Source organism: Streptomyces sp. NPDC126499 (assembly GCF_040302485.1).
In the GTDB taxonomy this organism is placed as follows: Bacteria; Actinomycetota; Actinomycetes; order Streptomycetales; family Streptomycetaceae; genus Streptomyces.
Genome location: NZ_JBEOUO010000001.1, coordinates 362,702 through 385,832 on the forward strand (window position 1 = coordinate 362,702; position 23,131 = coordinate 385,832).

Here is a 23,131-nt window from a genome sequence, read left to right on the forward strand (position 1 = left end):
CAGTCCCCGGACCAGTCCTGGGGCCGGCCCCCCGGCCGGCCCTCCGGCCAGTCCTGGGGCCCCTGGGGCCAGTCCTCGGGCCGGCCCTTCGGCCGGCGCAGGCCCGCCGCCGTCAGGAGGCGGACGATCTCCTTCGAGCCGACCTCGACGGCGCCGGCCGCCACCGCCGAGGCGTAGCGGTCGGACGGGATGTCGTAGTGGTCGCGCTCGAAGGCCCGCGGCGGGCAGCCGATGGCGGCGGCGAAGGCGTGCAGCTCCTCGAAGGAGACGTCGCTGACCAGGTGCGACCACATCCGGCCGTGACCGGGCCAGGTGGGCGGATCGATGTAGAGGGTCACGCCCCGGCCCCCGTCACGTCAGGCCGCCGATGGGCGCCACCCGCACGCCCTGTTTGCCGCAGACCCAGTGCGGGTCGGGGCCCATCTCCGGTTCGACGTCGAGGGCGTGCGGGTCGCCCGAGGAGCAGACCGGGCACAGCGGCCAGCGGCCGTACCGTTCGAGCAGCGCGTCCTGCACGTCCTGGGCAACCAGTCCGGCCACAAAGGCGCGCCCCTCGGGCCACTGCTCCACCCACCACCGGCGGTGGGCGACGGCGTCCTCCACCATCGAGACGACCTCGGCCATGCCGACCTCGCGGGCCGCCAGGTCGGCGAGGATCAGGGCGCGGGCGGCATGAAGGGCCTGCTCCAGAGGGTCGATGTCGTCCATGTTCACATTCTGCGCCCGGGGCCCGTCCGGGACCAGCGGCTCGGGTCTTGACGCCCCCGAGTGCCGAAAATATCTTTCAATCGTGACCAATGAAGTGAAGGAAAGTTTCATCGGCGGGCCGAGCAGACCCGGCGCCCCGGGCACCGCCGCGGCCGGCGGTACGGCGCCCCCCGGCACCGTCGCCGCCCCGACCGGCGGTACGGCGACCCCCGGCACCGGCGCCGCCCCGCCCGCCCCCGCCGCCCTCGCGGCCAAGGTGCGGACCCTCGCGCCCTCCATGACCCGCTCCATGCAGCGGGTCGCCGAGGCCGTCGCCGGAGACCCGGCCGGCTGCGCCGCCCTCACGGTCACCGGCCTCGCCGAACTCACCGGCACCAGCGAGGCGACCGTCGTCCGCACCGCCCGCCTTCTCGGCTACCCCGGCTACCGCGACCTGCGCCTCGCCCTCGCCGGCCTCGCCGCCCAGCAGCAGTCCGGCCGCGCGCCCTCCGTCACCGCCGACATCGCCGTCGACGACCCCGTCGCCGACGTCGTCGCCAAACTCGCCTACGACGAGCAGCAGACCCTCGCCGACACCGCCGCCGGACTCGACACCGTCCAGCTCGGCGCCGCCGTCGCCGCCCTCGCCGGCGCCCGCCGCATCGACATCTACGGCATCGGCGCCTCCGGCCTCGTCGCCCAGGACCTCGCCCAGAAACTGCTCCGCATCGGCCTGATCGCACACGCCCCCAGCGACCCGCACCTGGCCGTCACCAACGCCGTACAGCTCCGCTCCGGCGACGTCGCCATCGCCATCACCCACTCCGGCTCCACCGGCGACGTCATAGAACCGCTCCGCGTCGCCTTCGACCACGGAGCCACCACCGTCGCCGTCACCGGCCGCCCGGACGGCCCGGTGACCCAGTACGCCGACCACGTGCTGACCACCTCCACGGCCCGCGAGAGCGAACTGCGCCCCGCCGCCATGTCCTCCCGCACCAGCCAACTCCTGGTCGTGGACTGCCTGTTCACCTGCGTCACCCAGCGTACGTACGAGACGGCGGCCCCGGCCCTCGCAGCCTCGTACGAAGCCCTCGCGCACCGCCACGCCCCCCGCACCCGCTGAACCACCCAGGAAAGAGCAGCCGCCCGTGCCGACCACGTACTCCGAACTGCGCGCCCAGCTCGCCACGCTCACCACCGAGGCCTTCCGCCCCGAGCTCGCCGAGATCGACCGGCTGCCCACCGCCGAGATCGCCGCGCTCATGAACCAGGAGGACCAGACCGTCCCCACCGCCGTGGCCAAGCAGCTCCCGGCGATCGCCGCCGCCATCGACGCCACCGCCGAACGGATGGCGCGCGGCGGACGGCTCCTCTACCTCGGCGCCGGCACCGCCGGCCGGCTCGGCGTCCTCGACGCCAGCGAATGCCCGCCCACCTTCAACACCGACCCCTCCGAGGTCGTCGGCCTCATCGCGGGCGGCCCCACCGCCATGGTCAAGGCCGCCGAGGGCGCCGAGGACTCCAAGGAGCTCGCCGTGGCCGACCTCACCGCGCTCGGCCTCACCGCCGACGACACCGTCGTCGGCATCTCCGCCTCCGGCCGCACCCCGTACGCCGTCGGCGCCGTCGAACACGCCCGCGCCCTCGGCGCGCTCACCATCGGCCTGTCCTGCAACGCCGACAGCGCGCTCGCCGCGGCCGCCGAACACGGCATCGAGGTCGTGACGGGACCCGAACTGCTCACCGGCTCGACCCGGCTGAAGGCCGGCACGGCCCAGAAGCTCGTCCTCAACATGATCTCGACGATCACCATGATCCGGCTCGGCAAGACCTACGGAAACCTGATGGTCGACGTCCGCGCCTCCAACGACAAGCTCCAGGCCCGCTCCCGCCGGATCGTGGCCCTCGCCACCGGAGCGACGGACGAGCAGATCGAGACCGCGTTGCGCTCCGCCGGCGGAGAGGTGAAGACCGCCATCCTGATGATCCTGGCCGACCTCGACGCCAAGACCGCCGAGCGCCGGCTCCAGGACACCCGGGGCCACCTGCGCGCCGCGCTGCACGCGACCGGCCCCGCCATCCCGTAACCCCTTACGGGTCCCCTCACAGCAAGGCACCACGGCACCATGAGCACAGACGAAGAGAGCAGCACGGACGACAAGAGCAGCACCGCCGAGGACAAGCACCGCGCCGTCGCCGCCGCGATCCTCCCGCTCGTCGGCGGCGCGGGGAACATCGCCTCCGTGGCCCACTGCATGACCCGCCTCCGGCTCGGCCTGCGGGACCGCTCGCTCGTACGGGACGAGGCCCTGCGGGCACTGCCGCCCGTCCTCGGCGTGGTGGAGGACGACACGTACCAGATCGTCCTCGGTCCGGGCGCGGTCGCCCGCGTGACGCCCGAGTTCGAGGCCCTGGTTGCGGCCGCCGCCCCGACGCACACTGCCGAGGAGCTGGCCGCGCGGGGCGCGGCGATCAAGGCCGCCCAGAAGGCCCGGAACGCGACCCCCTTCAAACTCTTCCTGCGCCGGATCGCGAACATCTTCGTCCCGCTGATCCCCGCCCTCATCGGCTGCGGCATCATCGCCGGTCTCAACGGCCTGCTGATCAACCTCGGCCTGCTGCCCGCCGTCACCCCGGCGCTCGCCGCCGTCGCGAGCGGCTTCATGGCCCTGATCGCGGTCTTCGTCGGCTACAACACGGCCAAGGAGTTCGGCGGCACGCCGATCCTCGGCGGCGCCGTCGCCTCCGTCATCGTCTTCGCCGGGGTCGCGAAGGTCGAGGTCTTCGGCCGGCCCCTCTCCCCCGGCCAGGGCGGCGTCCTCGGCGCGCTCGGCGCCGCCGTCCTCGCCGTGTACGTGGAGAAGTGGTGCCGCCGCAAGGTGCCCGAGTCCCTGGACGTCCTGGTCACCCCCACCCTCACCGTGCTCGTCGCCGGCCTGGCCACCGTCTTCGGCCTGATGTACGTGGCCGGCGAGGTCTCCCGCGCCATCGGCGACTTCGCCGACTGGCTGCTCGCGCACGCGGGCGCCGGCGCCGGTCTCGTGCTCGGCGGGCTGTTCCTGCCGCTGGTGATGCTCGGCCTCCACCAGGCCCTCATCCCCCTCCACACCACCCTCATCGAGCAGCAGGACTACACGGTCCTGCTGCCGATCCTCGCGATGGCGGGCGCGGGCCAGGTCGGCGCGGCCATGGCCGTGTACGTGAGGCTGCCCCGCAACGGCTCCCTCCGCCGCACCATCCGCTCCGCCCTCCCGGCCGGCCTCCTCGGCGTCGGCGAACCCCTCATCTACGGCGTCTCCCTGCCCCTGGGCCGCCCCTTCGTCACCGCCTGCGTCGGCGGCGCCTTCGGCGGCGGCTTCGTCGGCCTCTTCAACATGCTGGGCGACAAGGTCGGCTCCACCGCCATCGGCCCCTCCGGCTGGGCCCTCTTCCCGCTCCTCGACGGCAACAAGGGCCTGGGCGAGACGATCGCGATCTACGCGGGCGGGCTGCTGGTCGGTTACGCGGCGGGTTTCCTGGCCACGTACTTCTTCGGCTTCAGCCGGGAGATGATCGAGGAGTTGGACGTGGAGACGGGCACGGAGACGGACGCGGAGACCGGCGCGGAGACGGTCGCGGCCCCGGCGGAGGCGACAGCGACCGGCACCCAGCCACCGCCCCCACACCCGCACCCGCACCCGCACCCGCACCCGCACCCGCACCCTGCCCCAGGTCCCGACCCCGACCCTGACCCCGACCCCGGACCCACCTCCCACCCCGCCAAGGTCTAGCAGCGGCGCGGCGCCCCCGTTTCAGCAGGTCACGTCAACCGCCGGGCGCTCCCCCGTCAGCAGGAAGCGGGTCACCGTCCGGTCGCCGCACGCGTTGCCGTTGCTCAGGTACATGCCGTGGCCGCCGCTGTCGACGGAGACCAGGCGGGCGCGCTCGCCGAGGGCCGCGCGCATCTTCAGGCCGCTGGAGTGCGGGGTGTTGGGGTCGCGGAGGCCCTGGATCATGAGGACATGGGACGGGCCGTCGTCGGTGAGCCGGACCGGCTTCTCGACCGGACCGCCCTTCCAGAAGGAGCAGGGGGTCATGTTCACCGGCATGCCCGCCGTCAGCGGGTGCGCGGCGCGGTCGGCGGCGACCGCCCGCTCGTGGTCGCGGACCGAGCCGCGCCACCTCACGTCGTTGCAGACGACGCCGATGATCACGGCCGCGTCGGGGCCGGGCATGGGGCCGGCCAGCGCCGCCGGCAGGACGGGCGTCGCGGTGGGCGTGCGGGCCTCCTGGACCAGGCGCGCGAAGCCCTCGAAGGAGGTGTCGGAGCCGAGCGCGTTCTGCAGGGCCTGGCGGAGCAGGTTGCCGGTGAGCGGCACGCCCGGCGTGGTCGAGGGCTTGGGCGTACGGTCCAGGCGGGCGGCCAGGCCGAGGACCAGCGGCCGGACGTCCTCGGGACGTTCGGCGAGCCGCAGCCCCGCCTGCGCCCGGTCGGGGTGCGCCGCCCAGGCCGCGAAGTCGGGGAAGCGGTCCTCGACGCCCCGCGCCATGTCCCGCAGCCAGCCCTGCGCCACGGACCGCGGGTCGGGGTCGGCGCTGCTGTCGAGGACGACACGGTCGGTCCGGTGCGGGAACTCCTGCGCGTACCGCGCGGTCACATACGTGCCGTACGAGTTGGCCCACGCCGACACCTTGTCCTCGCCGAGCGCCTGCCGCAGCCGGTCCATGTCCCGGACCTGGTTGGCGGTGGTGAGGCTGCGCAGCTCGGCGCCGCCGTTACGGGCGCAGGCCGCGGCGACCCGCCGGGAACGCTCGACGTTCTCGGTGATCGAGCCGTCGGCGGCCGGCCAGGCCCGCAGGTTCACCAGACGGCGGTCCTCGTCCGCGAGCCCGCAGTCCGCCTTCATGCTGCCGCCGACCCCGCGCGGGTCGAACGCCACCAGGTCGTACGCCCCGCCCAGCTCCCGCACCAGCGCCGCGCCCTTCCCGCTCAGCCTCTGCACGCCCGAACCGCCGGGACCGCCGGGCAGGACGAGGAGGGTGCCGCGCCGTGCGGCCGGGTCGCCGCTGCGGATCCGGGACACGGCCAGCTCGACCTGTCGGCCGCCGGGGTCCGCGTAGTCGAGGGGCACGGAGAGCGTGGCGCACTCCTGGCGGAGCCCGTCGGGGCCGCAGGGCGCCCAGCCCAGTGGGGAGGGGACGGCCGGGGCTGCGGAAGCGGCGGAAGCGGTCGGCGTGGTGGCGAGCCCGGCCGCGACGGCGGCGGAGGCGAGGCCGACCAGAAGGATGTTGCGCAGGTGAGAGGTCATGGGGAAACCTTCGTCGCTCCACGGCGCCTCACCCATCCCGCAGGCAGGCCACTCGGGAGTAGGGCCAACCCCCGCCCCGTACAAGGGAGATCACCACCGCATGACGACGGACACGACCACGGACACGATCAAGGACACGATCAAGGACACGACCCCGCACACGACCGTTGACGCCACAGTCCCCGCCGCCTCCGCCGGCACCTGGATGCTGGGCGACCTGACGGTGAACCGCATCGGCTTCGGCGCGATGCGCCTGCCCCAGACCGGGGAGGCACTGATCGAGAACGCCGTCCCGAGGGACCGGGACCAGGCGATCGCCGTCCTCCGCAAGGCCGTCGCGCTCGGCGTCAATCACATTGATACCGCCGCTTTCTACTTCTCCCCGCTCCGCTCCGCCAACGAGCTCATCAACAGCGCCCTCGCCCCATCCGGCCGCTACCCCGACGACCTCGTCATCGCCACCAAGGTCGGCCCGGCGCGCGACGCGTCCGGCGCCTGGGCCCCGCACGCCAGGACCCCGGAGGCCCTGCGCGGCCAGGTCGAGGAGAACCTGCGCCAGCTGGGCCGCGACCACCTCGACGTCGTCAACCTCCGGGTCCTCGGCACCGACTCGGTCGCCGAACGCTTCGGCGCCCTCGCCGCACTCCGCGAGGCCGGCCTGATCCGCCACCTCGGCCTGTCCAACGTCACGCCCGAGCAACTGGAGGAGGCCCGGCGGATCGCGCCTGTGGTGTGCGTGCAGAACATGTACGGGATCGGCGTACGCCCCGAGTACGCCGAGTTCGTCCGCCGCTGCGGCGAGCTGGGCATCGCGTTCGTGCCGTTCTACGCGATCGCGGCGGCCGGCCGGGAGAACGGCGCCGACGCCACCGCCGAGCCGGCGGAACTCCTCGCCGTCGCCCGCGCCCACGACGCGAGCCCGGCCCAGATCCGCCTCGCCTGGACCCTCCACCAGGGCCCGCACCTGCTGGCGATCCCGGGCACGGGCGACCCGGCCCACCTGGAGGCGAACGTCGCGGCGGGCACGCTGAGGCTGAGCGCGGAGGAGCTGGCGCTGTTGGAGGGAGTGCACCGGGCGGCGGGAGTGTAGGGGTCGGCCGAGGGCCCGGGTTGGTCGTCCGGGAGCTGGACGTCCGGGTGTCCGGGATCTCCGGGTGCCCACCCGTCCCGGTGTGGGGACCTCCGTCTGTCTAGACTCCGCCGCATGACGACCTCGAACCGGGCCCTCGCCGCCGACCTGGCCCCCACTGGGACCCTGCGCGCCTCGATCAACCTCGGTAACCCGGTCCTCGCCCAGGGCACCCCGGACGCCCCGGCCGGTGTCACCGTGGACCTCGCCCGGGAGATCGGGGCCCGCCTCGGCGTGCCCGTGGAGCTGCTGTGCTTCGACGCGGCCCGTAAGTCGTACGAGGCGATGGCGACCGGCCGGGCGGACCTCTGCTTCCTCGCGGTCGATCCGGCCCGCGAGGCGGAGGTCGCCTTCACGGCCCCGTACGTGGTCATCGAGGGCGTGTACGCCGTGCCGCGCGACTCCGCCCTCAGGACCCCGCAGGACGTGGACGCGCCGGGCGTCCGCATCGGCGTGAAGGCGGGCTCGGCGTACGACCTCCATCTCACCCGCACTCTGCGCCACGCGACCCTGGTGCGGGGCGCGGAGGGCGTCGACACCTTCGCCGAGCAGGGCCTGGAGGCGGGCGCGGGCATCCGCCAGCCGATGACGGCGTACGCCGCCGCTCACCCGGAGGTGCGGCTGCTCGACGAGCGGTTCATGGAGATCCGGCAGGCGGTGGGCACGACGGTGGGCCGGTCCGCGGAAACGGTCGCCTTCCTGCGCGCCACGGTGGAGGACCTGAAGGCGAACGGCTCCGTCACGGCGTCCCTCGCCCGCTCGGGCCAGGACCCGGACCTCCTGGCCCCGCCCGCCCCGGCCGGCTGACTGAAAGGCCCTCGCGGGAGCGTCCCGGACCGGCCCTGGCTCAGGGCAACCGGGCGTCCCGGTTGAGCGCGCGGACCCGCGCCCGCAGCACTTCGCCCGGCGGGGCGGGCCGCATGGCGTCGGGCGGACAGTCCCACTCCCTTCCGCCGCCGGGCGGCCGCAACTGCACGCAGGGCCCCTCGTGCCCCATGACCTGCCCGACCCGTCCGTCCCGGGTGTCGATGACGTACTCCCCCGCCTTCACGCCCGCGCCTCCGCGAGCACACTCACGAGCCGCCGGGCGGTGTCGAGGTTGCACCGCCCGAGCTCGACGAGCGGGTACGCGGGTGCCGTGGCCGCCATGGTCAGCGGGTCGACGCCGAGGGAGGGAAGGGTGACGCCGTGGGCGGCGAGTTCGGCCCGGAGTTGGGTGACGACGTCCTGGGCGGTGCGGAGACTGTCGAGCGCGCTCTGCGAGGTGGGCATTTTACCGGCCTTTCCACTCTGTGTATCGATTTCACTTACGGAGAGTGTCGGCGCGGTGCATGCTGGGGAACAGTGGGGCGACCGCAACAACGCGAGGTGTCCGAGCAGGAGTTGATATGGCCGATGCCAGGGAGAAGCCGGAACCGTCGACGTCCCCCAGGGCGATAATCGGCGCGGAACTCCGGCACGCGAGGGAACGCAAGGGCCTGAGCCAGGAGGCACTGGGCGAGCTGGTCTTCGTGAGCGGCTCGTACATCGGCCAGATGGAGGCGGGGACGAGACGCATCCGGCCCCAGATCGCGGTCCAACTGGACGAGGTGTTGGGGACGGACGGCTTCTTCGAGCGCAACTGCACGGCGGCGAACAAGTCGAAGTACCCGGACCACTTCGCGGAGGCGGCAGAGGCGGAAGCCGAGGCGACGACGATCAAGCAGTTCGAGCCGCACCTGATCCCGGGACTGCTCCAGACGCCGGCGTACGCGCGGGAACTGTTCCGGGCGTATCAGCCGACGGCACCGGACGAGGTGATCGATGAACTAGTCGGGGCGCGCCTGGCCCGCGGCCGATTGCTGGACGACCCAACAAAGCCGTTGTTGTGGGTCGTCCTGGGGGAGGCAGTCCTCCGCCACAAGGTGGGCGGACCGGCGGTTATGGCGGAGGCGCTACGACATGTGGTGAGCTTGGCGCACAGGCGCAGGGTGGTCGTGCAGGTGGTCCCGTTCTCAGCGGGAGCACACTCGTCGATGGGCGGCCCGCTCAAGCTCATGACCTTCGAGGACGCCCCTCCGTTGGCGTACTTGCAGGGCCACGGATCAGGCCGCCTGGAGGACGATCCGGCCACCGTGGCGCGCCACAGCCTCACCTACGATCTCCTTTCGGCAACCGCGTTGCCCCCACGCGAGTCCCTGGCTTTGATCGAGTCCGCCATGGAGGATTACGCCCATGAAGACGAACGCTCCTGAGTACGACCTGAGCACAGCCACCTGGTTCAAGTCGAGCTACAGCGCGGGTGATGGCAGCGACTGCGTCGAGGTGGCTACCTGGCGCAAGTCCTCGTACAGCGGCGGCGACGGGGGCAACTGCCTGGAGGTTTCGGACGAGCACCCCGGCATCGTCCCCGTCCGCGACTCGAAGGTCCCGGACGGTGCGAAGCTCGTGTTCCGTACTGCTCCCTGGTCCGTCTTCGTGGACGCCCTGAAGTAGGCGCCGTACGGCCGCCCTCTCTCCGAGAGTCGCACCTTCCGCCGCCGCGTCAAGGGCGCTCCTGCGTCGCGTCGCTGCGCGATTCCGCTTCGCTCCACCCTTGACCCGGCGGCTCCAGGCGCTCAAAAACTCTCGGAGGGCGGCCGGGGGGCGTGGCCACGCGGGGAGACCGGGGAGCGGTCGGGCGCCGTGGGCGCCTGCGGGTTGGTGGGTGGGGGCTTGGTTTGTGGCCGGGTCGGGGGATTCAGTTTCCGGCCGTGGGGGTGCGCGGTCGTTGAATGGGGTGCCCAATCCGGGTTCGGCGGCCGGCGGCCGTCGTGGGGCTGGGATTCAAGCCTCGCTGGTCGCTCCCGGTGGGTGGAAAGAAGCGGTCCGGTGCAAAGTGCGTCCTCGCGGGCGGGAGTTCGCCTCTGAAGTCACACCAGACACATCAGACACAGATCCGCTCGCGAGGACGGAGTTTGCACCACCGGGGACCACATACCCCGCCTGAGCGGGCGGTGGGCGTGCCTCCCACGTCCCAATAGTCCCCTCACGTCACACGGGCAACGACCGTCGGCGACTCCGCCCCGCCAGGCGGTGCAAACCCCGCTGCCGAGACAGTTGAAGTACCTCCACTGTCACAGGAGTTCACTGCCGTCACACCGCAGCCCGCGAGAGGCCACTTTGCACCACCAGGGCAAGCCGGACCATCCCATCCACCCACCCACAGTGACCAGCGGGGCTTGAATCCCGGCCCAAAGGCGGCGGCCGGCCGCTGAGCCGGGATTGGGCACCCCATTCAACGCCTGCGCACCCCACCCACCAACCCGCAGGCGCCTACGGCGCCCAGCGGATATCCGGTCTGCCTGCGTGGCCACGCCCCCGGCCGCCCTCCGAGTGTGTAAAGGACCCCGGAACCGGCCGGTCAAGGGTGGCCGAAGGCCATCGCGCAGCGACGCGACGAAGGAGCGCCCTTGAGGGGCCGGTGAAGGGGGCCACACTCGGAGAGAGGGCGGCCGAACCAGCAGCCCACCCCGAAACCCCCACCCCGAAAACCCAAGACCCCCACCCCCACCACCCCTACCCCAACGGACACCCCGCCCCCACCCGTTCCAACAGCTCGCCCCTCACAGCCGCCAGTTCCTCCATCCGCGCCTCCACGATCCGCAGCTTCTCCTCGAACAAAGCCGAAAGCCGCTCCGCGCTGTCGGGCGCGCCCCGCAGTTCCTCGCCGACCTGCCGGATCTCCGCGAGGGTGAAGCCCAGGGCCTGGGCGGTGCGCACGTACTGGAGCCAGGGGACGGTCTCGGGTGGGAAGTCGCGGTAGCCGTTGGGACGGCGCTCGCCCGTGATCAGGCCGCGTCGTTCGTAGAAGCGGAGGGTGTCGCGGGACATGCCGGTGGCGGCGGCGAGTTCACCGATGAGCATGCTGCTTCCTCTTCTTCTCCCGGGCTTGACCTTCGACCGTAGTCCACTGTTTAGCGTCGCCCACATGCTCACTTCTTCCCCTTCCTACATCCGTCTGGTCCGGGCCAGCGCCTGGTACGACCTCGTCGTCACCGCCGGCTTCATGACCCCGTGGACGTACCGACTGCTGCACGACGCCCTGTCGCTGGGCGACGGCCCCGCCGGTCCTCTGACGGTCCTCTATGCGAACCTCCTCGGCTCCGTCGTGATCGTCTGGGCCCTGCTGCGTGCCCTCCACCCCCTCCCCCTGCACGGCCTTCTCGACGGTGTCGCGCGCGCCCTGTTCGCGAGCTGGCAGGCGTACGCGCTGGCGCACGGCGGGCCGCGGATCCTCTGGGCGTTCCTCGCCGTCGAGGTGGCCTTGGGCGTGCTCCAACTCGCCCCGTGGGCCGGCCGGAAGACCCGGCGAAACCCGTCGGGAAACCTCCTCCACCCCCGCCCCGAAACGCCCTGAGACGGCCCTCGGCGCCCCCTCTCCGCGTCTCCGCCCCGGGGGCCGGAGGGGGGCGGTCGGGTACCCCGCGATCACCCGTCACACGCCCGCCCAGCACCGCCTCAAACCCCGCCTGACCTGGGCTTTCGCCCCCTCCTCCCGTAGCGTTTCCCCTACACGGAAGGGGATCCGCATGGACATCCGCACGGACCGTACGACCCGTACCACCGACGACGTTCTCCACCTCCTCGACGGCCTGTTCACCGCTGACACCGGCAAGTGGGAGAGCTTCTACGAGGACCGCGCCCGGCCCGTCCCCTTCTTCGTCCCGAAGCCCGACGAGAACCTGGCCGCCCACCTCGACCAGGGTCTGATCCCCACCGGCGGGCGCGCCCTGGACCTCGGCTGCGGCCCGGGCCGCAACGCCCTGCACCTCGCCGCGCGCGGCTTCCAGGTCGACGCGGTGGATCTGTCATCGGGCGCGCTGGCGTGGGCGCGGGAGCGGGCCGAGGAGGCACGCCTGGACATCCGGTTCCTCCACGGCGACGTCTTCGCGCTCGACCGGGTGGGGCGACTCGGCGGCGGGAGCGGCCCGTACGACCTGATCTACGACTCCGGCTGCTTCCACCATCTCCCGCCGCACCGCCGCGCCACCTATCTCGCCCTGCTTGCCCGCCATCTCGCTCCCGGCGGCCACTTCGCCCTCACCTGCTTCGCCGCCGGTCCCGACGGCATGGGCTCCGAACTCCCCGACCCGGCCTTCTACCGCGACGCCTCCCTCCACGGCGGCCTCGCCTACTCCGCCGACTCCCTGCGCGTGCTCTTCTCCGACCTGACAGAGGTCGAACTCCGCCGCATGCACGACGAACCGTCCGACTCCCCGCACTTCGGCGAACCGTTCCTCTGGACGGGCCTGTTCCGCCGGCCCCTCGGCTGAGCCGCAGGTCGGCCCCGAGGCTCAAGCGGCGAGATTCGGGCGCTGTTTCTGAGGATGGGGTCGGGGCCTGGGATTCAACCCGCCCGCCCACCCGGCGATTTGACCCTCGGCGACTGACTTGCCACGCAGAGTCATATGCCTCTAGCGTCTCCGGTAAACGAACGACCCCCAGCAGGTGCGCCAACACCTGAAGGGGGTCTGACCACGGTCGAACAGAACTTCGGCCCGTGGCTACCACCGACCGAACTAGAGGCTTCGATCCATGGCTTACGACGAGTCTAGTAACGCTCCCCACCCCCTCGCCAACCCGGGCTACGGAAAGCGCTCGACGCCGTACGAACGTCCGTCCCGTCGTGACGACTTCGTGCACCTCCCGCCCCGCGAGGCCGCCATCGCCGCGTACATCGACCGGCTGCCCGACGGCAGCGACATCTCGGTGAAGACGCTGGCCAAGCACCTGCCGTACGGGCAGTGCGCCCTCCGTACCGCCCTCAACCGCATCCAGCGCGTCGGGCACCTGCGGCGCGGACGCGAGTGCCTCGGCGGAAAATGGATCACCCGAACGTGGTTCTCCCGTACGGCACGTGACGACGCGTGGTGGGCCGCCTTCGAGCGCGGTGACGTGCCCAGGGAGAAGCCACCGCCGACCCGGTCACGCGCCTACATCCTGCTCGCCGCGCTGGGGCGGGAGAACGCCGCGATGTCGCTGTCCCACGCGGACTGCCGCGCCCTGACGCCGCTGGTCGAGGAGTGGTTCGCGCGGGGCGCCGAGGAGCGTGACGTGCTGCGCGCCCTGACCGCCGGGCTGCCGCATCCCGTCCACCACCCGGCCGCGCTCGCCAGGCGCCGGCTGACCGACAAACTGCCCCCGCCGCCCCTCCGTCGCGATCCCCCGCCCCTCCGGCTGCTCGAATGCGCGAAGTGCGGCGCGCCGGGGTACGCGGACCGGCTGCGCGACGGCGAGTGCGGCCCGTGCCGCGGCGATCGCGGCGGGTCCGCCGCCTCGGCCTCGGCCTCCGCCCCGTCCTCGGGCCGCCTCCCCGCGCCGCGCATCCACTTACGCGCGGCGGAGATCCGCCAGGCGCTCGCAAGCATGCGCACATGACCGTGCGGCTCGGCCGACCCCGGGGCGAGGCCCGGAACCGAGGGGCTGACCGACTACACCGACGAACGCCGCCGCTGCGCCACGCAGAACGGATGCCCCGCCGGGTCGAGGAGCACCACGAAGCGCTCCTCGTCCGGCTGGAAGTCCGGCTTCCGGGCGCCCAGGGCGAGGAGCCGGGCCTCCGCCTGCGGCAGGTCGTCGACGTCGAAGTCCAGGTGCAGTTGCTGGGGGACGTCCTGGCCGGGCCAGTCCGGGGCGCGGTAGTCGGCGACGCGCTGGAAGCCGAGGAGGAGGCCGCCGTCGCGCTGGAGGCCGGCGAAGTCGGCGTGGTTCCCGGGGTGCGGCGGCAGGCCGGTGGCCCGGTGGTAGAAGTCGGCGAGGGCCAGGGGGTCGGCGCAGTCGAGGGTGATCGCGGAGAGCTCCATGATCCCCAGGCTAGGAACGTGCGCCCTGCCTCCGCACCGGAATTCAGTTGCCGCCCGGCACGTCCGGGCCCCTACCCTGGCGCCGTGTCCTACACGAAGACCTCCTACGTGTGCCTGCCGTGCCGGGCCTCGTACAAGCAGTCCTACGGTCCCGAGCGCGAGCGGCACTGTCCGCGCTGCGCCCGGGTGATGATCCACGCAGGGTCGGCCTTCCAGCCGCCGCGGCGGCGGGACAAGGACGCCTGGCGGGCGCTGTCCGTGGTCCTGAACGCGGGGATCGGCTTCCACAAGAGCTGCTGCGGCGGCCCCGGCTGGCGGCCCCGCACCCTGCGCGAGGTCAAGGCCCGCACCGCCCACGCCCGTCGCACCGGCGAGCCCGTGGCCCGGGCGCTGCTGCGGTACGAGCTGCCCTGAGGCCCGGGGCCGGGTCACACGCCGCCCGTCACATCGCCCGCAGGTACTCCGCCAGCCGGTCGTACTGCTCCCGCACGCCCGTCTCCATGCCCGCCGCCAGGGCCTGGTCGCGGATCTCCGTCGTCGGCCAGAAGGAGGTGCTGGTCAGGGCGGTGCCCCCGTCGGGGGTTGCGTCGAAGGCGAGGATCACGCGGACCGGTTCGGGGCCCGGCATCTGTTCGAAGGTCTCGGTGTAGACGAGGCGCTCGGCCGGGACGATCTCCTCGTACGTGCCGGAGAAGACGATCTCCTGGCCCTCCGGGGTCCGCTGGCCCCAGCGCCATGTGCCGCCCGGCCGCAGGTCGATCTCGCAGATGGACATCGTGAGCCCCGAGACGCCGTACCACTCGCGCACGTGCTCCGGGCGGGTCCACGCCTCCCACACGCGCTCGACGGGCGCGTCGAAGGTGCGGGTGATGACGAGCTCGCGGTCCGCCGGTGTGGTCAGCAGTGTGATCATGGCGTTCTCCCGCCGGTCAGGTCCGGTCCGCGTCCGGTCCCGGACCCCGGACCTCCCTGCCCCTCCAGGATCGCCCCGCCCCGAGAGCCGGTCCAGTCGTCCTCCTCCGCCACCGGTCCCCATGACGGAAGGGCGGCACCCCTGGTGGGGTGCCGCCCTTCTGCGTTCAGCGATGAACCGCCGATCCTCTCCGAGGATCAGAAGTCCATGTCACCGCCCGGCATGCCGCCGCCGGCCGGCGCGGACGCCTTCTCCGGCTTGTCGGCGATGACGGCCTCGGTGGTGAGGAACAGGGCCGCGATGGAGGACGCGTTCTGCAGGGCGGAACGGGTCACCTTGGCCGGGTCGATGATGCCCTCGGCGATCATGTCGACGTACTCGCCGGTCGCGGCGTTCAGGCCGTGGCCGACGGGCAGGTTGCGCACCTTCTCGACGATGACGCCACCCTCGAGACCACCGTTGACGGCGATCTGCTTGAGCGGGGCCTCCAGGGCCAGCTTGACGATGTTGGCGCCGGTCGCCTCGTCACCCTCGAGGTCGAGCTTCTCGAAGACGGAGGAGGCCTGCAGCAGGGCCACGCCACCACCGGCGACGATGCCCTCCTCGACGGCCGCCTTCGCGTTGCGAACGGCGTCCTCGATGCGGTGCTTGCGCTCCTTGAGCTCAACCTCGGTCGCGGCACCGGCCTTGATGACGGCGACGCCACCGGCGAGCTTCGCCAGGCGCTCCTGGAGCTTCTCGCGGTCGTAGTCCGAGTCCGAGTTCTCGATCTCGGCGCGGATCTGGTTCACGCGACCGGCGACCTGCTCGCTGTCACCGGCACCGTCGACGATGGTGGTCTCGTCCTTGGTGATGACGACCTTGCGGGCGCGGCCCAGCAGGTCGAGGCCCGCGTTCTCCAGCTTGAGGCCGACCTCCTCGGAGATGACCGTGCCGCCGGTGAGGATGGCGATGTCGTTCAGCATGGCCTTGCGACGGTCGCCGAAGCCCGGGGCCTTGACGGCGACGGACTTGAAGGTGCCACGGATCTTGTTGACGACCAGGGTCGACAGGGCCTCGCCCTCGACGTCCTCGGCGATGATCAGCAGCGGCTTGCCCGACTGCATGACCTTCTCGAGGAGCGGGAGCAGGTCCTTGACCGCGGAGACCTTGGAGTTGACGATCAGGATGTACGGGTCGTCCAGGGACGCCTCCATACGCTCCATGTCGGTGGCGAAGTACGCCGAGATGTAGCCCTTGTCGAAGCGCATACCCTCGGTGAGCTCCAGCTCCAGACCGAAGGTCTGGGACTCCTCGACGGTGATGACGCCTTCCTTGCCGACCTTGTCCATGGCCTCGGCGATGAGCTCGCCGATCTGGGTGTCGGCGGCGGAGATGGAGGCCGTGGAAGCGATCTGCTCCTTGGTCTCGACGTCCTTGGCCTGCTCGAGCAGGGCACCGGAGACGGCCTCGACGGCCTTCTCGATGCCGCGCTTGAGGGCCATCGGGTTGGCGCCGGCGGCGACGTTGCGCAGGCCCTCACGGACCAGCGCCTGGGCGAGAACGGTGGCGGTGGTCGTACCGTCGCCGGCGACGTCGTCCGTCTTCTTGGCGACTTCCTTGACCAGCTCGGCGCCGATCTTCTCGTACGGGTCCTCGAGCTCGATCTCCTTGGCGATGGAGACACCATCGTTGGTGATCGTGGGGGCGCCCCACTTCTTCTCGAGGACGACGTTGCGGCCCTTGGGACCGAGGGTGACCTTGACGGCGTCAGCGAGCTGGTTCATGCCGCGCTCGAGACCGCGCCGGGCCTCCTCGTCGAACGCGATGATCTTGGCCATGTGAAGTGGTCCTCCCGGACATGGGGTGGATAACGCTCCTGGACCGCGCCGACGCCCGCGACGGACGGCCCGCTTGCCCCGTGGTTCCTTGCCCCACGTGGCCTGCGACCTCGTCTGCCCGATCCTCGTAAGCACTCTCACCTTCAGAGTGCTAACGCCAATGATTAGCACTCGACCTAGGAGAGTGCAAGCGACTCCCGCAGATCGAGAGCCGGATCAGGGCCGGATCAGGGGCCGGGCCGGGGGCAGGATCAGGGCAGGATCAGGGGCCGGGCCGGGGGCAGGATCAGGGCCGGGTCGGGGGCCGGGCCGGGGGCAGGATCAGGGCCGGATCAGGGGCTGGACCAGGGGCCGGGTCGGCGGAGCCTCCGCGGCAGGTCGTCGGGTCGGGCGGACGCGCGCGAGGGGCCCGCATCCCGGTCAGGATGCGGGCCCCTCGACGGAAGTGCGTCGGTGGCCGATCGCGCCGCGCTCAGACGGCGAGCTTGACCATGTCCGCCTGCGGACCCTTCTGGCCCTGCGAGATCTCGAACTCGACCCGCTGACCCTCTTCGAGGGTGCGGTAGCCGTCCATCTGGATCGCGCTGTAGTGGACGAAAACATCCGCACCACCGTCGACCGCGATGAAGCCGTAGCCCTTCTCCGCGTTGAACCACTTGACGGTGCCCTGAGCCATGCCTAACTCCCCTATTACTGGCCCTTGCGCGGGACCGCACTTCGCGGACCCGGGTCAGACCCTGCGCCGGAACGCGTCGACCGCGGCTGAATGTATCTGCCCAACTGCCCTCTGCAACAGGTCAATCCGACGAGAATTCTGGGCACGCCGGAAAGGCGGATTGCGGAGAATATGTGGAATTCCGGGGCAAGTCGGGCCCGGCAAAGCGCGCAGATGGTGCACAAGGCACGGGCACTTTGGCTGCATCTTGTCGCGCACGGACGCATTCTCATATGCGCCTGGCATGCGCAGCTGAGGGGGCTTCCCCAACTCTACCGCGCTCAACCATGCTGAATTGCCCCTTCCGCTTCTGGCAGCGGAAGGGGCAATTCAGGGAAAGACCGGGAAAGCGGAGACTCAGCAGCCGCCCGCGACGGCCGGGATGATCGACACGCCCGCTCCGTCCGGCGTCGCCGTCTCCAGGCCCTGCTCGAAGCGCACGTCGTCGTCGTTCACGTACACGTTGACGAAGCGGCGCAGCTTGCCCTGGTCGTCCAGGACGCGGGCGGCGATGCCGGTGTGGTTCTTCTCCAGGTCGGCGATGACCTCGGCGAGGGTGGCGCCCTCGGCGGGCACCTCGGCCTGGCCGCCCGTGTAGGTGCGGAGGATGGTGGGGATGCGGACGTTCACGGCCATGTCTTCGTAACCTTTCGGCGCGCTAGGGCGGGTCTCAGTGGGCCAGGCCGGCGTCGCGGAACGCGTCGAGGCTCGGGCGGATGGTGGCGGTCGCCTGGGAGGTGTCGGCCACCGCGTCCAGGGTCTTGAGTCCGTCGCCGGTGTTGAGGACGACGGTGGTGAGCGAGGGGTCGATGAGACCGGCCTCGACGAGCTTCCGGGTCACGCCGACGGTCACGCCGCCCGCGGTCTCGGCGAAGATGCCCTCGGTGCGGGCCAGGACCTTGATCGCGTCCACGACCTGCTCGTCGTTGACGTCCTCCACGGCGCCGCCGGTGCGGCGGGCGATGTCGAGCACGTACGGGCCGTCCGCCGGGTTGCCGATGGCGAGCGACTTGGCGATGGTGTTCGGCTTCTGCGGGCGGACCACGTCGTGGCCGGCCTTGAAGGCGGCGGAGACCGGGGAGCAGCCCTCGGCCTGGGCGCCGAAGATCTTGTACGGCTTGTCCTCGACCAGACCGAGCTTGATCAGCTCCTGCAGACCCTTGTCGATCTTCGTCAGCTGCGAGCCGGAGGCGATCGGGATGACCAGCTGGTCCGGGATGACCCAGCCGAGCTGCTCGCAGATCTCGTACGCCAGCGTCTTCGAGCCCTCGCCGTAGTACGGGCGCAGGTTGACGTTGACGAAGCCCCAGCCCTCGCCGAGCGGGTCGCCGATGAGCTCCGAGCAGAAGCGGTTGACGTCGTCGTAGTTGCCCTCGATGGCGACGAGGTCACCGCCGTAGACACCGGCCATGACGACCTTGCCCTGCTCCAGGTCGTGCGGGATGAACACGCAGGAGCGGAAGCCGGCCCGGGCGGCGGCGGCGCCGACGGCGCCGGCCAGGTTGCCGGTGGAGGAGCAGGAGAGGGTGGTGAAGCCGAAGGCGCGGGCGGCCTCGATGGCCTGGGCGACGACCCGGTCCTTGAAGGAGTGGGTCGGGTTGCCGGAGTCGTCCTTGACGAACAGCTTGCCCGGCTCGACGCCGATCTCGCGGGCCAGGTTGTCGGCCTGGACGAGCTTGGTCCAGCCGGGGTTCAGGTTCGGCTTGTCGGCGACGTCGGCGGGGACGGGCAGCAGCGGGGCGTAGCGCCAGATGTTGGCGGGGCCGGCCTCGATCCGCTTGCGCAGGGCCTCGGGGTCACCGGTGGGCAGGTCGTACGCGACTTCGAGCGGACCGAAACACAGCTCACAGGCGAAGATCGGGCCGAGCGGGAAGGTCTCACCGCATTCGCGGCAGGAGAGTCCGGACGCGGGACCGAGGTCGACCGGGGTCCGGGGGGAAGCGGTGGTTGCAACCGTCTGTACAGCCATGGAGGCGAGGCCCTTTCTCCTCATCTTCCTCATGACGCATTTCGCCACGAGACGGATTTGGCACCTTCCCTAGTCGGGGGCCTCGCGCATATAAGCAGCGCCCGTCAGGGCTCCACCTGGGGTGGTGGCCGGAGACGGGTGGGCGAGACAAACCGACTGGAGGGTTGCCGGGGCTTCAACGGGCCGTATCCCTCTGCCCCTCTGGATGAGCGGTATTCGATTGTGGAACGCGGTCGGCACCCCGACATGCATCGGGCATCCGCGTTGTTCAAGACTGTAACCGAAGCCTTCCGAGGTGGAGACGGTCGTCCGATCCGCGAGATGGAGATCACGTTGCTGGAAGAAGTGGAGCGCTGGCTGGCCCGGCGGTCCTGGTCGGTGGCCGACCGTCCGCTGGAGCGGATCCTCGCCGCCAAGCGGGGGACGAGGGTGAGCGTGGTGCTGCCGGCGCTGAACGAGGAGGCGACGGTCGGCGCGATCGTCTCCGTGATCCGCCGCGAGCTGATGACGGACGCGGTGCCGCTGGTGGACGAGCTGGTGGTGATCGACTCGGGCTCCACGGACCGTACGGCGGAGGTGGCCGCGGCGGCCGGGGCGCGGGTGGTGGCGCGGGACGCGATACTGCCGCGGATACCGGCGGTGCCGGGCAAGGGCGAGGTGCTGTGGCGCTCGCTGATGGCGACCAGCGGGGACGTGGTCTGCTTCGTCGACGCCGACCTGAGGGACTTCTCGGCGGACTTCGTCTCGGGGATCGTCGGCCCGCTGCTCACCGACCCGGACGTGGACTTCGTGAAGGCGATGTACGACCGCCCGCTGGGCGGCACTCCCGGCCAGGGCGGCCGGGTGACGGAGCTGGTGGCCCGGCCGCTGCTCAATCTGCACTGGCCGCAGCTGGCCGGTTTCGTACAGCCGCTCGGCGGCGAGTACGCGGCACGCCGCTCACTGCTCGAACGGCTGCCGTTCCCGGTCGGTTACGGGGTGGAGCTGGGCCTGCTCGTGGACGCGCTGCACACGGTGGGCCTGGACGCGCTCGCACAGGTGGACGTGGGGGTGCGCAAGCACCGGCACCAGGACGGCCAGGCGCTCGGCCGGATGGCGGCGGCGATCTACCGGACGGCGCAGCTGCGGCTCTCCCGCGGTCATCTGGTGCGGCCGCGGCTGACCCAGTTCGAGCGGAGCGACGAGGGCGGTTTCGCGCCCCGTACGTACGCGGTGGACACGGAGGAGCGGCCGCCGATGGCGGAGATCGCGGAGTACGCGCGCCGGCGCGTGGCCTAGCCGTGGCCGGGTGGCGCTCGCCGCGTGGCCGCCACTCCGTGGTCGTGCCCGGGTGACCGCCGCCGCGTGGCCGGCGACGCCTGGCCGCCGCCGACGCCTGGCCGCCGCCGCGTGGCGTAGCACCGAATGATCATCCTTTCTGCCTAGATTTCCGTTTCATGCGGTGGAGACACGGAACGGGAATCCTGCTGGCAGTCCTCGGCCTCGGCGCCGGACCTCTCTTCCTGGCGGGGGCCGCGCCCGCCGCGGCCCTGGACCGGGCACCGACCTTGGCCCTCCACCCGGCCATGGATCTGGCCGCGGCGCGGGATCCTGACAGGCCGGGGCCGGGCCGGACGGCCGAGGAGCGGCTGTGGCTGCTCGGTGGTCTCGGCCTGGCGCTCGCGGCGACCGGCGTGGTGGCCAGGGCGGCCCTGCGGATCCACCGGGAGCCGCCGGGGAACACCGAGCCTGGCTCGAATCCGCACGTTTGAGCGTTTACCGGACGGGCTAGGTTCGCCATATGGCTTCAGTGCTCGTTGCATCGAACCGCGGCCCGGTCTCGTACACCCTGCGGGACGACGGTGGTCTTGACACCCGGCGGGGCGGTGGCGGGCTCGTCTCCGGCCTCAGCGCCGTCTTTTCGGAGGACTCCGCGGGCGACGGCCTGTGGGTGTGCGCGGCCCTCGGCGACGGCGACCGGGAGGCGGTGCGGCGCGGGATCGCCGAGCCGGGCGTGCGGATGCTGGACATCGACCCGGACGTGTACGCCGACGCGTACAACGGCATCGCGAACTCGGTGCTGTGGTTCCTCCACCACCACCTGTACGACATCCCGCGCGAGCCCGTCTTCGACGCGGCCTTCCGGCGCCGCTGGGACTCCTACCGCGCCTACAACCGCGCCTTCGCCGAGGCCCTCGCCGAGGCGGCGGACGAGGGCGCGGCGGTCCTGGTGCAGGACTACCACCTGGCGCTCGTGCCGGGGCAGCTGCGCGCGCTGCGGCCCGACCTGCGGATCGCGCACTTCACCCACACCCCGTGGGCCTCCCCCGCCTATCTGGCGATGCTGCCGGACGACATCCACGAGGAGCTGGTGGAGGGCATGCTCGGGGCGGACGGGATCGGTTTCCACACCACGGCCTGGGCGGAGGCCTTCCGGGCCGACCCGCAGGTCGCGCGCTCGGCCGGCGGCTCCCGGGTGTCGGTCCATCCGCTCGGCGTCGACGGCGACGAGCTGCGGGCGCTGGCCCACCGGCCTGAGGTCGACGAGCGGCTCGCGGCCCTGCGCGCCGAGGTGGGTGACCGGAAGACGATCGTCCGGGTCGACCGGACCGAGCTGTCCAAGAACATCCTGCGCGGCCTGCTCGCCTACCGGGAGCTCCTGACCGACCGCCCCCAGTGGCGCGGCCGGGTCGTCCACCTCGCCTCCGCGTACCCCTCCCGCCAGGACCTGGAGAGCTACCGCTCCTACACGGCGGCGGTGACCGCGCTCGCGGAGCGGATCAACGAGGAGTTCGGCACGGCGGACTGGCAGCCCGTCCTGGTTTCCGTGCAGGACGACTTCACCCGCTCCCTGGCCGCGTACCGGATGGCCGACGTGGCCCTCGTCAACCCGGTCAGGGACGGCATGAACCTGGTCGCCAAGGAGATCCCCGCCGTCTCCGAGGAGGGCTGCGCGCTGGTGCTGTCCCGGGAGGCGGGGGCGTACGAGGAGCTGCGGGCCGACGCGTTGACGGTGAACCCCTTCGACGTGACCGAGACCGCGGAGGCCCTCCACGAGGCCCTCTCGATGCCCGCCCCGGACCGCGCCGAGCGCACCAAGCGGCTCGCGGCGGCGGCCACCGCCCTGCCGCCGCGGCGCTGGTTCCTGGACCAGCTGGAGGCGCTGGGCGGGGCGGTGCGCGCCTAGGAGACGGGGCGCGCTTTCGGAGGGGTCCCCGGTCCTGGGGGCCCGGCCCTCGGGGGCCGGGCCCCGGGGGAGGCCGGGCCCCGGGGGAGGCCGGGCCCATTCCCACGAGGCCGGGCCCCCGAGCGCCGGGGCCGCCCTAGGGAGCCGGGTCCTCGGAAGCCTCGGCCCGTTCCCGCCGCTCGCGGCCCCACGCGGCGAGCGGTTCGAGCGCGTCGTTGAGCCGGATGCCGTCCTTGGTGAGCGCGTACTCGACGCGCGGCGGGACCTCGTCGTACGAGACGCGGTCCACGATGCCGTCCGCCTCCATCTCGCGCAGGTGGGAGGCGAGCACCTTCTCGGTGATGCCCGGCACCATCCTGCGCAGTTCGCCGAAGCGGCGGTGCGGGTACTCGTGGAGCGCCCACAGGATGAGCACCTTCCACTTGCCCCCGATGATGTCCATCGTGGTGTCGATCCCGCAGATGTGCTCCCCGCCGTCGGACCCGGGCCGGTTCAGCGTCGCCATGCTCCCCCTTCCTGAACCTTCCTGAACTTCCTGACCTGCTCGCTCACTTCAGGGTAACCACCCACTTCGAAGTGCGTACTTGAGCGATCAACCGCCCGGCGAGCAGCCTGGT

26 protein-coding genes, 1 pseudogene and 1 riboswitch are annotated in these 23,131 nt (G+C 71.9%); of the genes and pseudogenes, 14 read left to right on the forward strand and 13 right to left on the reverse strand.

Annotated features, from left to right (window positions below; genetic code table 11):
* Nucleotides 1-77 precede the first annotated feature (77 nt).
* Both ABTZ91_RS01775 and ABTZ91_RS01780 read right to left on the reverse strand, forming a co-directional pair.
* Nucleotides 78-338, reverse strand: a pseudogene (locus tag ABTZ91_RS01775) (DUF4031 domain-containing protein); the annotation flags it as partial.
* A gap of 13 nt (nt 339-351) precedes the next feature.
* Entirely contained in the window at nt 352-708 is a 357-nt protein-coding gene (locus tag ABTZ91_RS01780) for a hypothetical protein (RefSeq protein WP_352075095.1), read from the reverse strand.
* An 82-nt stretch (nt 709-790) separates the two neighbouring features.
* On the opposite strand from ABTZ91_RS01780, the gene ABTZ91_RS01785 reads away from it, so the two are divergent.
* From ABTZ91_RS01785 to ABTZ91_RS01795, 3 genes are read left to right on the forward strand one after another with little or no spacing between them, the layout of a single operon-like run.
* The gene (locus ABTZ91_RS01785) at nt 791-1,813 is read left to right on the forward strand and encodes a MurR/RpiR family transcriptional regulator (protein ID WP_407077877.1); all 1,023 of its coding nucleotides are present in this window, start codon (nt 791-793) and stop codon (nt 1,811-1,813) included.
* Nucleotides 1,814-1,838: 25 nt separating this feature from the next.
* The gene (gene murQ / locus ABTZ91_RS01790) at nt 1,839-2,777 is read left to right on the forward strand and encodes an N-acetylmuramic acid 6-phosphate etherase (protein WP_352075096.1); all 939 of its coding nucleotides are present in this window, start codon (nt 1,839-1,841) and stop codon (nt 2,775-2,777) included.
* A 39-nt stretch (nt 2,778-2,816) separates the two neighbouring features.
* Nucleotides 2,817-4,460, forward strand: coding sequence for a PTS transporter subunit EIIC (locus ABTZ91_RS01795; RefSeq protein WP_352075097.1), 1,644 nt, complete (start codon nt 2,817-2,819; stop codon nt 4,458-4,460).
* Between the two features lie 21 nt (nt 4,461-4,481).
* On the opposite strand, the gene ABTZ91_RS01800 is transcribed toward ABTZ91_RS01795, so the two are convergent.
* Entirely contained in the window at nt 4,482-5,978 is a 1,497-nt protein-coding gene (locus tag ABTZ91_RS01800) for an alpha/beta hydrolase (protein ID WP_352075098.1), read from the reverse strand.
* A 205-nt stretch (nt 5,979-6,183) separates the two neighbouring features.
* Here ABTZ91_RS01800 and ABTZ91_RS01805 point away from each other — a divergent pair, with 205 nt between their 5' ends.
* Nucleotides 6,184-7,068 carry an aldo/keto reductase gene (locus ABTZ91_RS01805; RefSeq protein WP_352075287.1) on the forward strand — a complete coding sequence of 295 codons (885 nt, stop codon included), beginning with the start codon at nt 6,184-6,186 and terminating at the stop codon, nt 7,066-7,068.
* Nucleotides 7,069-7,182: 114 nt separating this feature from the next.
* Entirely contained in the window at nt 7,183-7,914 is a 732-nt protein-coding gene (locus tag ABTZ91_RS01810; protein WP_352075099.1) for a transporter substrate-binding domain-containing protein, read from the forward strand.
* Between the two features lie 40 nt (nt 7,915-7,954).
* Here the strand turns inward: ABTZ91_RS01810 and ABTZ91_RS01815 are convergent, their stop codons facing one another.
* Both ABTZ91_RS01815 and ABTZ91_RS01820 read right to left on the reverse strand, forming a co-directional pair.
* Nucleotides 7,955-8,158, reverse strand: a complete 204-nt coding sequence (locus ABTZ91_RS01815; RefSeq protein ID WP_352075294.1) for a hypothetical protein — start codon at nt 8,156-8,158, stop codon at nt 7,955-7,957.
* Nucleotides 8,155-8,379, reverse strand: coding sequence for a hypothetical protein (locus tag ABTZ91_RS01820; RefSeq protein ID WP_352075100.1), 225 nt, complete (start codon nt 8,377-8,379; stop codon nt 8,155-8,157). The genes ABTZ91_RS01815 and ABTZ91_RS01820 overlap by 4 nt, the downstream gene beginning before the upstream one ends.
* A 116-nt stretch (nt 8,380-8,495) precedes the next feature.
* On the opposite strand from ABTZ91_RS01820, the gene ABTZ91_RS01825 reads away from it, so the two are divergent.
* The gene (locus ABTZ91_RS01825; protein ID WP_352075101.1) at nt 8,496-9,341 is read left to right on the forward strand and encodes a helix-turn-helix transcriptional regulator; all 846 of its coding nucleotides are present in this window, start codon (nt 8,496-8,498) and stop codon (nt 9,339-9,341) included.
* Nucleotides 9,322-9,582, forward strand: coding sequence for a DUF397 domain-containing protein (locus ABTZ91_RS01830; RefSeq protein WP_352075102.1), 261 nt, complete (start codon nt 9,322-9,324; stop codon nt 9,580-9,582). The genes ABTZ91_RS01825 and ABTZ91_RS01830 overlap by 20 nt, the downstream gene beginning before the upstream one ends.
* 1,062 nt (nt 9,583-10,644) lie before the next feature.
* Here ABTZ91_RS01830 and ABTZ91_RS01835 read toward each other — a convergent pair.
* Nucleotides 10,645-10,992 carry a MerR family transcriptional regulator gene (locus ABTZ91_RS01835; protein ID WP_352075103.1) on the reverse strand — a complete coding sequence of 116 codons (348 nt, stop codon included), beginning with the start codon at nt 10,990-10,992 and terminating at the stop codon, nt 10,645-10,647.
* Nucleotides 10,993-11,056: 64 nt separating this feature from the next.
* Here ABTZ91_RS01835 and ABTZ91_RS01840 point away from each other — a divergent pair, with 64 nt between their 5' ends.
* The 3 genes from ABTZ91_RS01840 (at nt 11,057) to ABTZ91_RS01850 (ending at nt 13,506) form a co-directional block, all read left to right on the forward strand.
* Nucleotides 11,057-11,485: a hypothetical protein gene (locus tag ABTZ91_RS01840; RefSeq protein ID WP_352075104.1), complete on the forward strand. Its 429-nt coding sequence runs from the start codon at nt 11,057-11,059 to the stop codon at nt 11,483-11,485.
* A 172-nt stretch (nt 11,486-11,657) separates the two neighbouring features.
* Nucleotides 11,658-12,401, forward strand: coding sequence for a class I SAM-dependent methyltransferase (locus tag ABTZ91_RS01845; RefSeq protein ID WP_352075105.1), 744 nt, complete (start codon nt 11,658-11,660; stop codon nt 12,399-12,401).
* 262 nt (nt 12,402-12,663) lie between these two features.
* A complete protein-coding gene (locus ABTZ91_RS01850; RefSeq protein ID WP_352075106.1) occupies nt 12,664-13,506 on the forward strand; it encodes a hypothetical protein in 843 nt (280 codons plus the stop codon).
* Nucleotides 13,507-13,559: 53 nt separating this feature from the next.
* Here ABTZ91_RS01850 and ABTZ91_RS01855 read toward each other — a convergent pair whose 3' ends face one another.
* Nucleotides 13,560-13,931 (reverse strand): VOC family protein, encoded by a 372-nt coding sequence (locus ABTZ91_RS01855; RefSeq protein WP_352075107.1) that lies wholly within the window; start codon nt 13,929-13,931, stop codon nt 13,560-13,562.
* An 84-nt stretch (nt 13,932-14,015) separates the two neighbouring features.
* Here ABTZ91_RS01855 and ABTZ91_RS01860 point away from each other — a divergent pair, with 84 nt between their 5' ends.
* Nucleotides 14,016-14,345 (forward strand): deoxyxylulose-5-phosphate synthase, encoded by a 330-nt coding sequence (locus ABTZ91_RS01860; protein ID WP_352075108.1) that lies wholly within the window; start codon nt 14,016-14,018, stop codon nt 14,343-14,345.
* A 28-nt stretch (nt 14,346-14,373) separates the two neighbouring features.
* On the opposite strand, the gene ABTZ91_RS01865 is transcribed toward ABTZ91_RS01860, so the two are convergent.
* From ABTZ91_RS01865 to thrC, 5 genes are all read right to left on the reverse strand, one after another.
* Entirely contained in the window at nt 14,374-14,844 is a 471-nt protein-coding gene (locus ABTZ91_RS01865; protein WP_352075109.1) for an SRPBCC family protein, read from the reverse strand.
* Between the two features lie 197 nt (nt 14,845-15,041).
* Entirely contained in the window at nt 15,042-16,664 is a 1,623-nt protein-coding gene (groL, locus tag ABTZ91_RS01870) for a chaperonin GroEL (protein ID WP_352075110.1), read from the reverse strand.
* 472 nt (nt 16,665-17,136) lie between these two features.
* Nucleotides 17,137-17,340, reverse strand: a complete 204-nt coding sequence (locus ABTZ91_RS01875) for a cold-shock protein (RefSeq protein ID WP_005315736.1) — start codon at nt 17,338-17,340, stop codon at nt 17,137-17,139.
* Nucleotides 17,341-17,736: 396 nt separating this feature from the next.
* Nucleotides 17,737-18,015 (reverse strand): MoaD/ThiS family protein, encoded by a 279-nt coding sequence (locus tag ABTZ91_RS01880; protein ID WP_128985002.1) that lies wholly within the window; start codon nt 18,013-18,015, stop codon nt 17,737-17,739.
* Between the two features lie 34 nt (nt 18,016-18,049).
* Nucleotides 18,050-19,372: a threonine synthase gene (gene thrC, locus ABTZ91_RS01885; protein WP_352075111.1), complete on the reverse strand. Its 1,323-nt coding sequence runs from the start codon at nt 19,370-19,372 to the stop codon at nt 18,050-18,052.
* A riboswitch (SAM riboswitch) is annotated at nt 19,366-19,560 on the reverse strand. It overlaps the preceding gene by 7 nt.
* A gap of 121 nt (nt 19,561-19,681) precedes the next feature.
* Here thrC and ABTZ91_RS01890 point away from each other — a divergent pair.
* The 3 genes from ABTZ91_RS01890 (at nt 19,682) to ABTZ91_RS01900 (ending at nt 22,514) form a co-directional block, all read left to right on the forward strand.
* Complete coding sequence (locus ABTZ91_RS01890) at nt 19,682-20,626, forward strand: glucosyl-3-phosphoglycerate synthase (RefSeq protein ID WP_352075288.1); 945 nt, start codon at nt 19,682-19,684, stop codon at nt 20,624-20,626.
* A 158-nt stretch (nt 20,627-20,784) separates the two neighbouring features.
* Nucleotides 20,785-21,099 (forward strand): hypothetical protein, encoded by a 315-nt coding sequence (locus tag ABTZ91_RS01895; RefSeq protein WP_352075112.1) that lies wholly within the window; start codon nt 20,785-20,787, stop codon nt 21,097-21,099.
* Nucleotides 21,100-21,128: 29 nt separating this feature from the next.
* A complete protein-coding gene (locus ABTZ91_RS01900; protein ID WP_352075113.1) occupies nt 21,129-22,514 on the forward strand; it encodes a trehalose-6-phosphate synthase in 1,386 nt (461 codons plus the stop codon).
* A 136-nt stretch (nt 22,515-22,650) separates the two neighbouring features.
* On the opposite strand, the gene ABTZ91_RS01905 is transcribed toward ABTZ91_RS01900, so the two are convergent.
* Nucleotides 22,651-23,019: a helix-turn-helix domain-containing protein gene (locus tag ABTZ91_RS01905; RefSeq protein ID WP_352075114.1), complete on the reverse strand. Its 369-nt coding sequence runs from the start codon at nt 23,017-23,019 to the stop codon at nt 22,651-22,653.
* Between the last annotated feature and the right edge of the window lie 112 nt (nt 23,020-23,131).

What these genes read in the sequence shown, in the direction of transcription:
- ABTZ91_RS01830 (WP_352075102.1), top strand. Translation starts at nt 9,322, where the DNA reads ATGAAGACGAACGCTCCTGAGTACGACCTGAGCACAGCCACCTGGTTC.
- ABTZ91_RS01905 (WP_352075114.1), bottom strand. Translation starts at nt 23,019, where the DNA reads ATGGCGACGCTGAACCGGCCCGGGTCCGACGGCGGGGAGCACATCTGC.
- ABTZ91_RS01840 (WP_352075104.1), top strand. Translation starts at nt 11,057, where the DNA reads ATGCTCACTTCTTCCCCTTCCTACATCCGTCTGGTCCGGGCCAGCGCC.
- ABTZ91_RS01855 (WP_352075107.1), bottom strand. Translation starts at nt 13,931, where the DNA reads ATGGAGCTCTCCGCGATCACCCTCGACTGCGCCGACCCCCTGGCCCTC.
- ABTZ91_RS01800 (WP_352075098.1), bottom strand. Translation starts at nt 5,978, where the DNA reads ATGACCTCTCACCTGCGCAACATCCTTCTGGTCGGCCTCGCCTCCGCC.
- ABTZ91_RS01780 (WP_352075095.1), bottom strand. Translation starts at nt 708, where the DNA reads ATGGACGACATCGACCCTCTGGAGCAGGCCCTTCATGCCGCCCGCGCC.
- ABTZ91_RS01895 (WP_352075112.1), top strand. Translation starts at nt 20,785, where the DNA reads ATGCGGTGGAGACACGGAACGGGAATCCTGCTGGCAGTCCTCGGCCTC.
- ABTZ91_RS01805 (WP_352075287.1), top strand. Translation starts at nt 6,184, where the DNA reads ATGCTGGGCGACCTGACGGTGAACCGCATCGGCTTCGGCGCGATGCGC.
- ABTZ91_RS01875 (WP_005315736.1), bottom strand. Translation starts at nt 17,340, where the DNA reads ATGGCTCAGGGCACCGTCAAGTGGTTCAACGCGGAGAAGGGCTACGGC.
- ABTZ91_RS01810 (WP_352075099.1), top strand. Translation starts at nt 7,183, where the DNA reads ATGACGACCTCGAACCGGGCCCTCGCCGCCGACCTGGCCCCCACTGGG.
- ABTZ91_RS01825 (WP_352075101.1), top strand. Translation starts at nt 8,496, where the DNA reads ATGGCCGATGCCAGGGAGAAGCCGGAACCGTCGACGTCCCCCAGGGCG.
- ABTZ91_RS01900 (WP_352075113.1), top strand. Translation starts at nt 21,129, where the DNA reads ATGGCTTCAGTGCTCGTTGCATCGAACCGCGGCCCGGTCTCGTACACC.
- ABTZ91_RS01880 (WP_128985002.1), bottom strand. Translation starts at nt 18,015, where the DNA reads ATGGCCGTGAACGTCCGCATCCCCACCATCCTCCGCACCTACACGGGC.
- ABTZ91_RS01850 (WP_352075106.1), top strand. Translation starts at nt 12,664, where the DNA reads ATGGCTTACGACGAGTCTAGTAACGCTCCCCACCCCCTCGCCAACCCG.
- ABTZ91_RS01795 (WP_352075097.1), top strand. Translation starts at nt 2,817, where the DNA reads ATGAGCACAGACGAAGAGAGCAGCACGGACGACAAGAGCAGCACCGCC.
- ABTZ91_RS01835 (WP_352075103.1), bottom strand. Translation starts at nt 10,992, where the DNA reads ATGCTCATCGGTGAACTCGCCGCCGCCACCGGCATGTCCCGCGACACC.
- groL (WP_352075110.1), bottom strand. Translation starts at nt 16,664, where the DNA reads ATGGCCAAGATCATCGCGTTCGACGAGGAGGCCCGGCGCGGTCTCGAG.
- ABTZ91_RS01820 (WP_352075100.1), bottom strand. Translation starts at nt 8,379, where the DNA reads ATGCCCACCTCGCAGAGCGCGCTCGACAGTCTCCGCACCGCCCAGGAC.
- ABTZ91_RS01845 (WP_352075105.1), top strand. Translation starts at nt 11,658, where the DNA reads ATGGACATCCGCACGGACCGTACGACCCGTACCACCGACGACGTTCTC.
- thrC (WP_352075111.1), bottom strand. Translation starts at nt 19,372, where the DNA reads ATGAGGAGAAAGGGCCTCGCCTCCATGGCTGTACAGACGGTTGCAACC.
- ABTZ91_RS01865 (WP_352075109.1), bottom strand. Translation starts at nt 14,844, where the DNA reads ATGATCACACTGCTGACCACACCGGCGGACCGCGAGCTCGTCATCACC.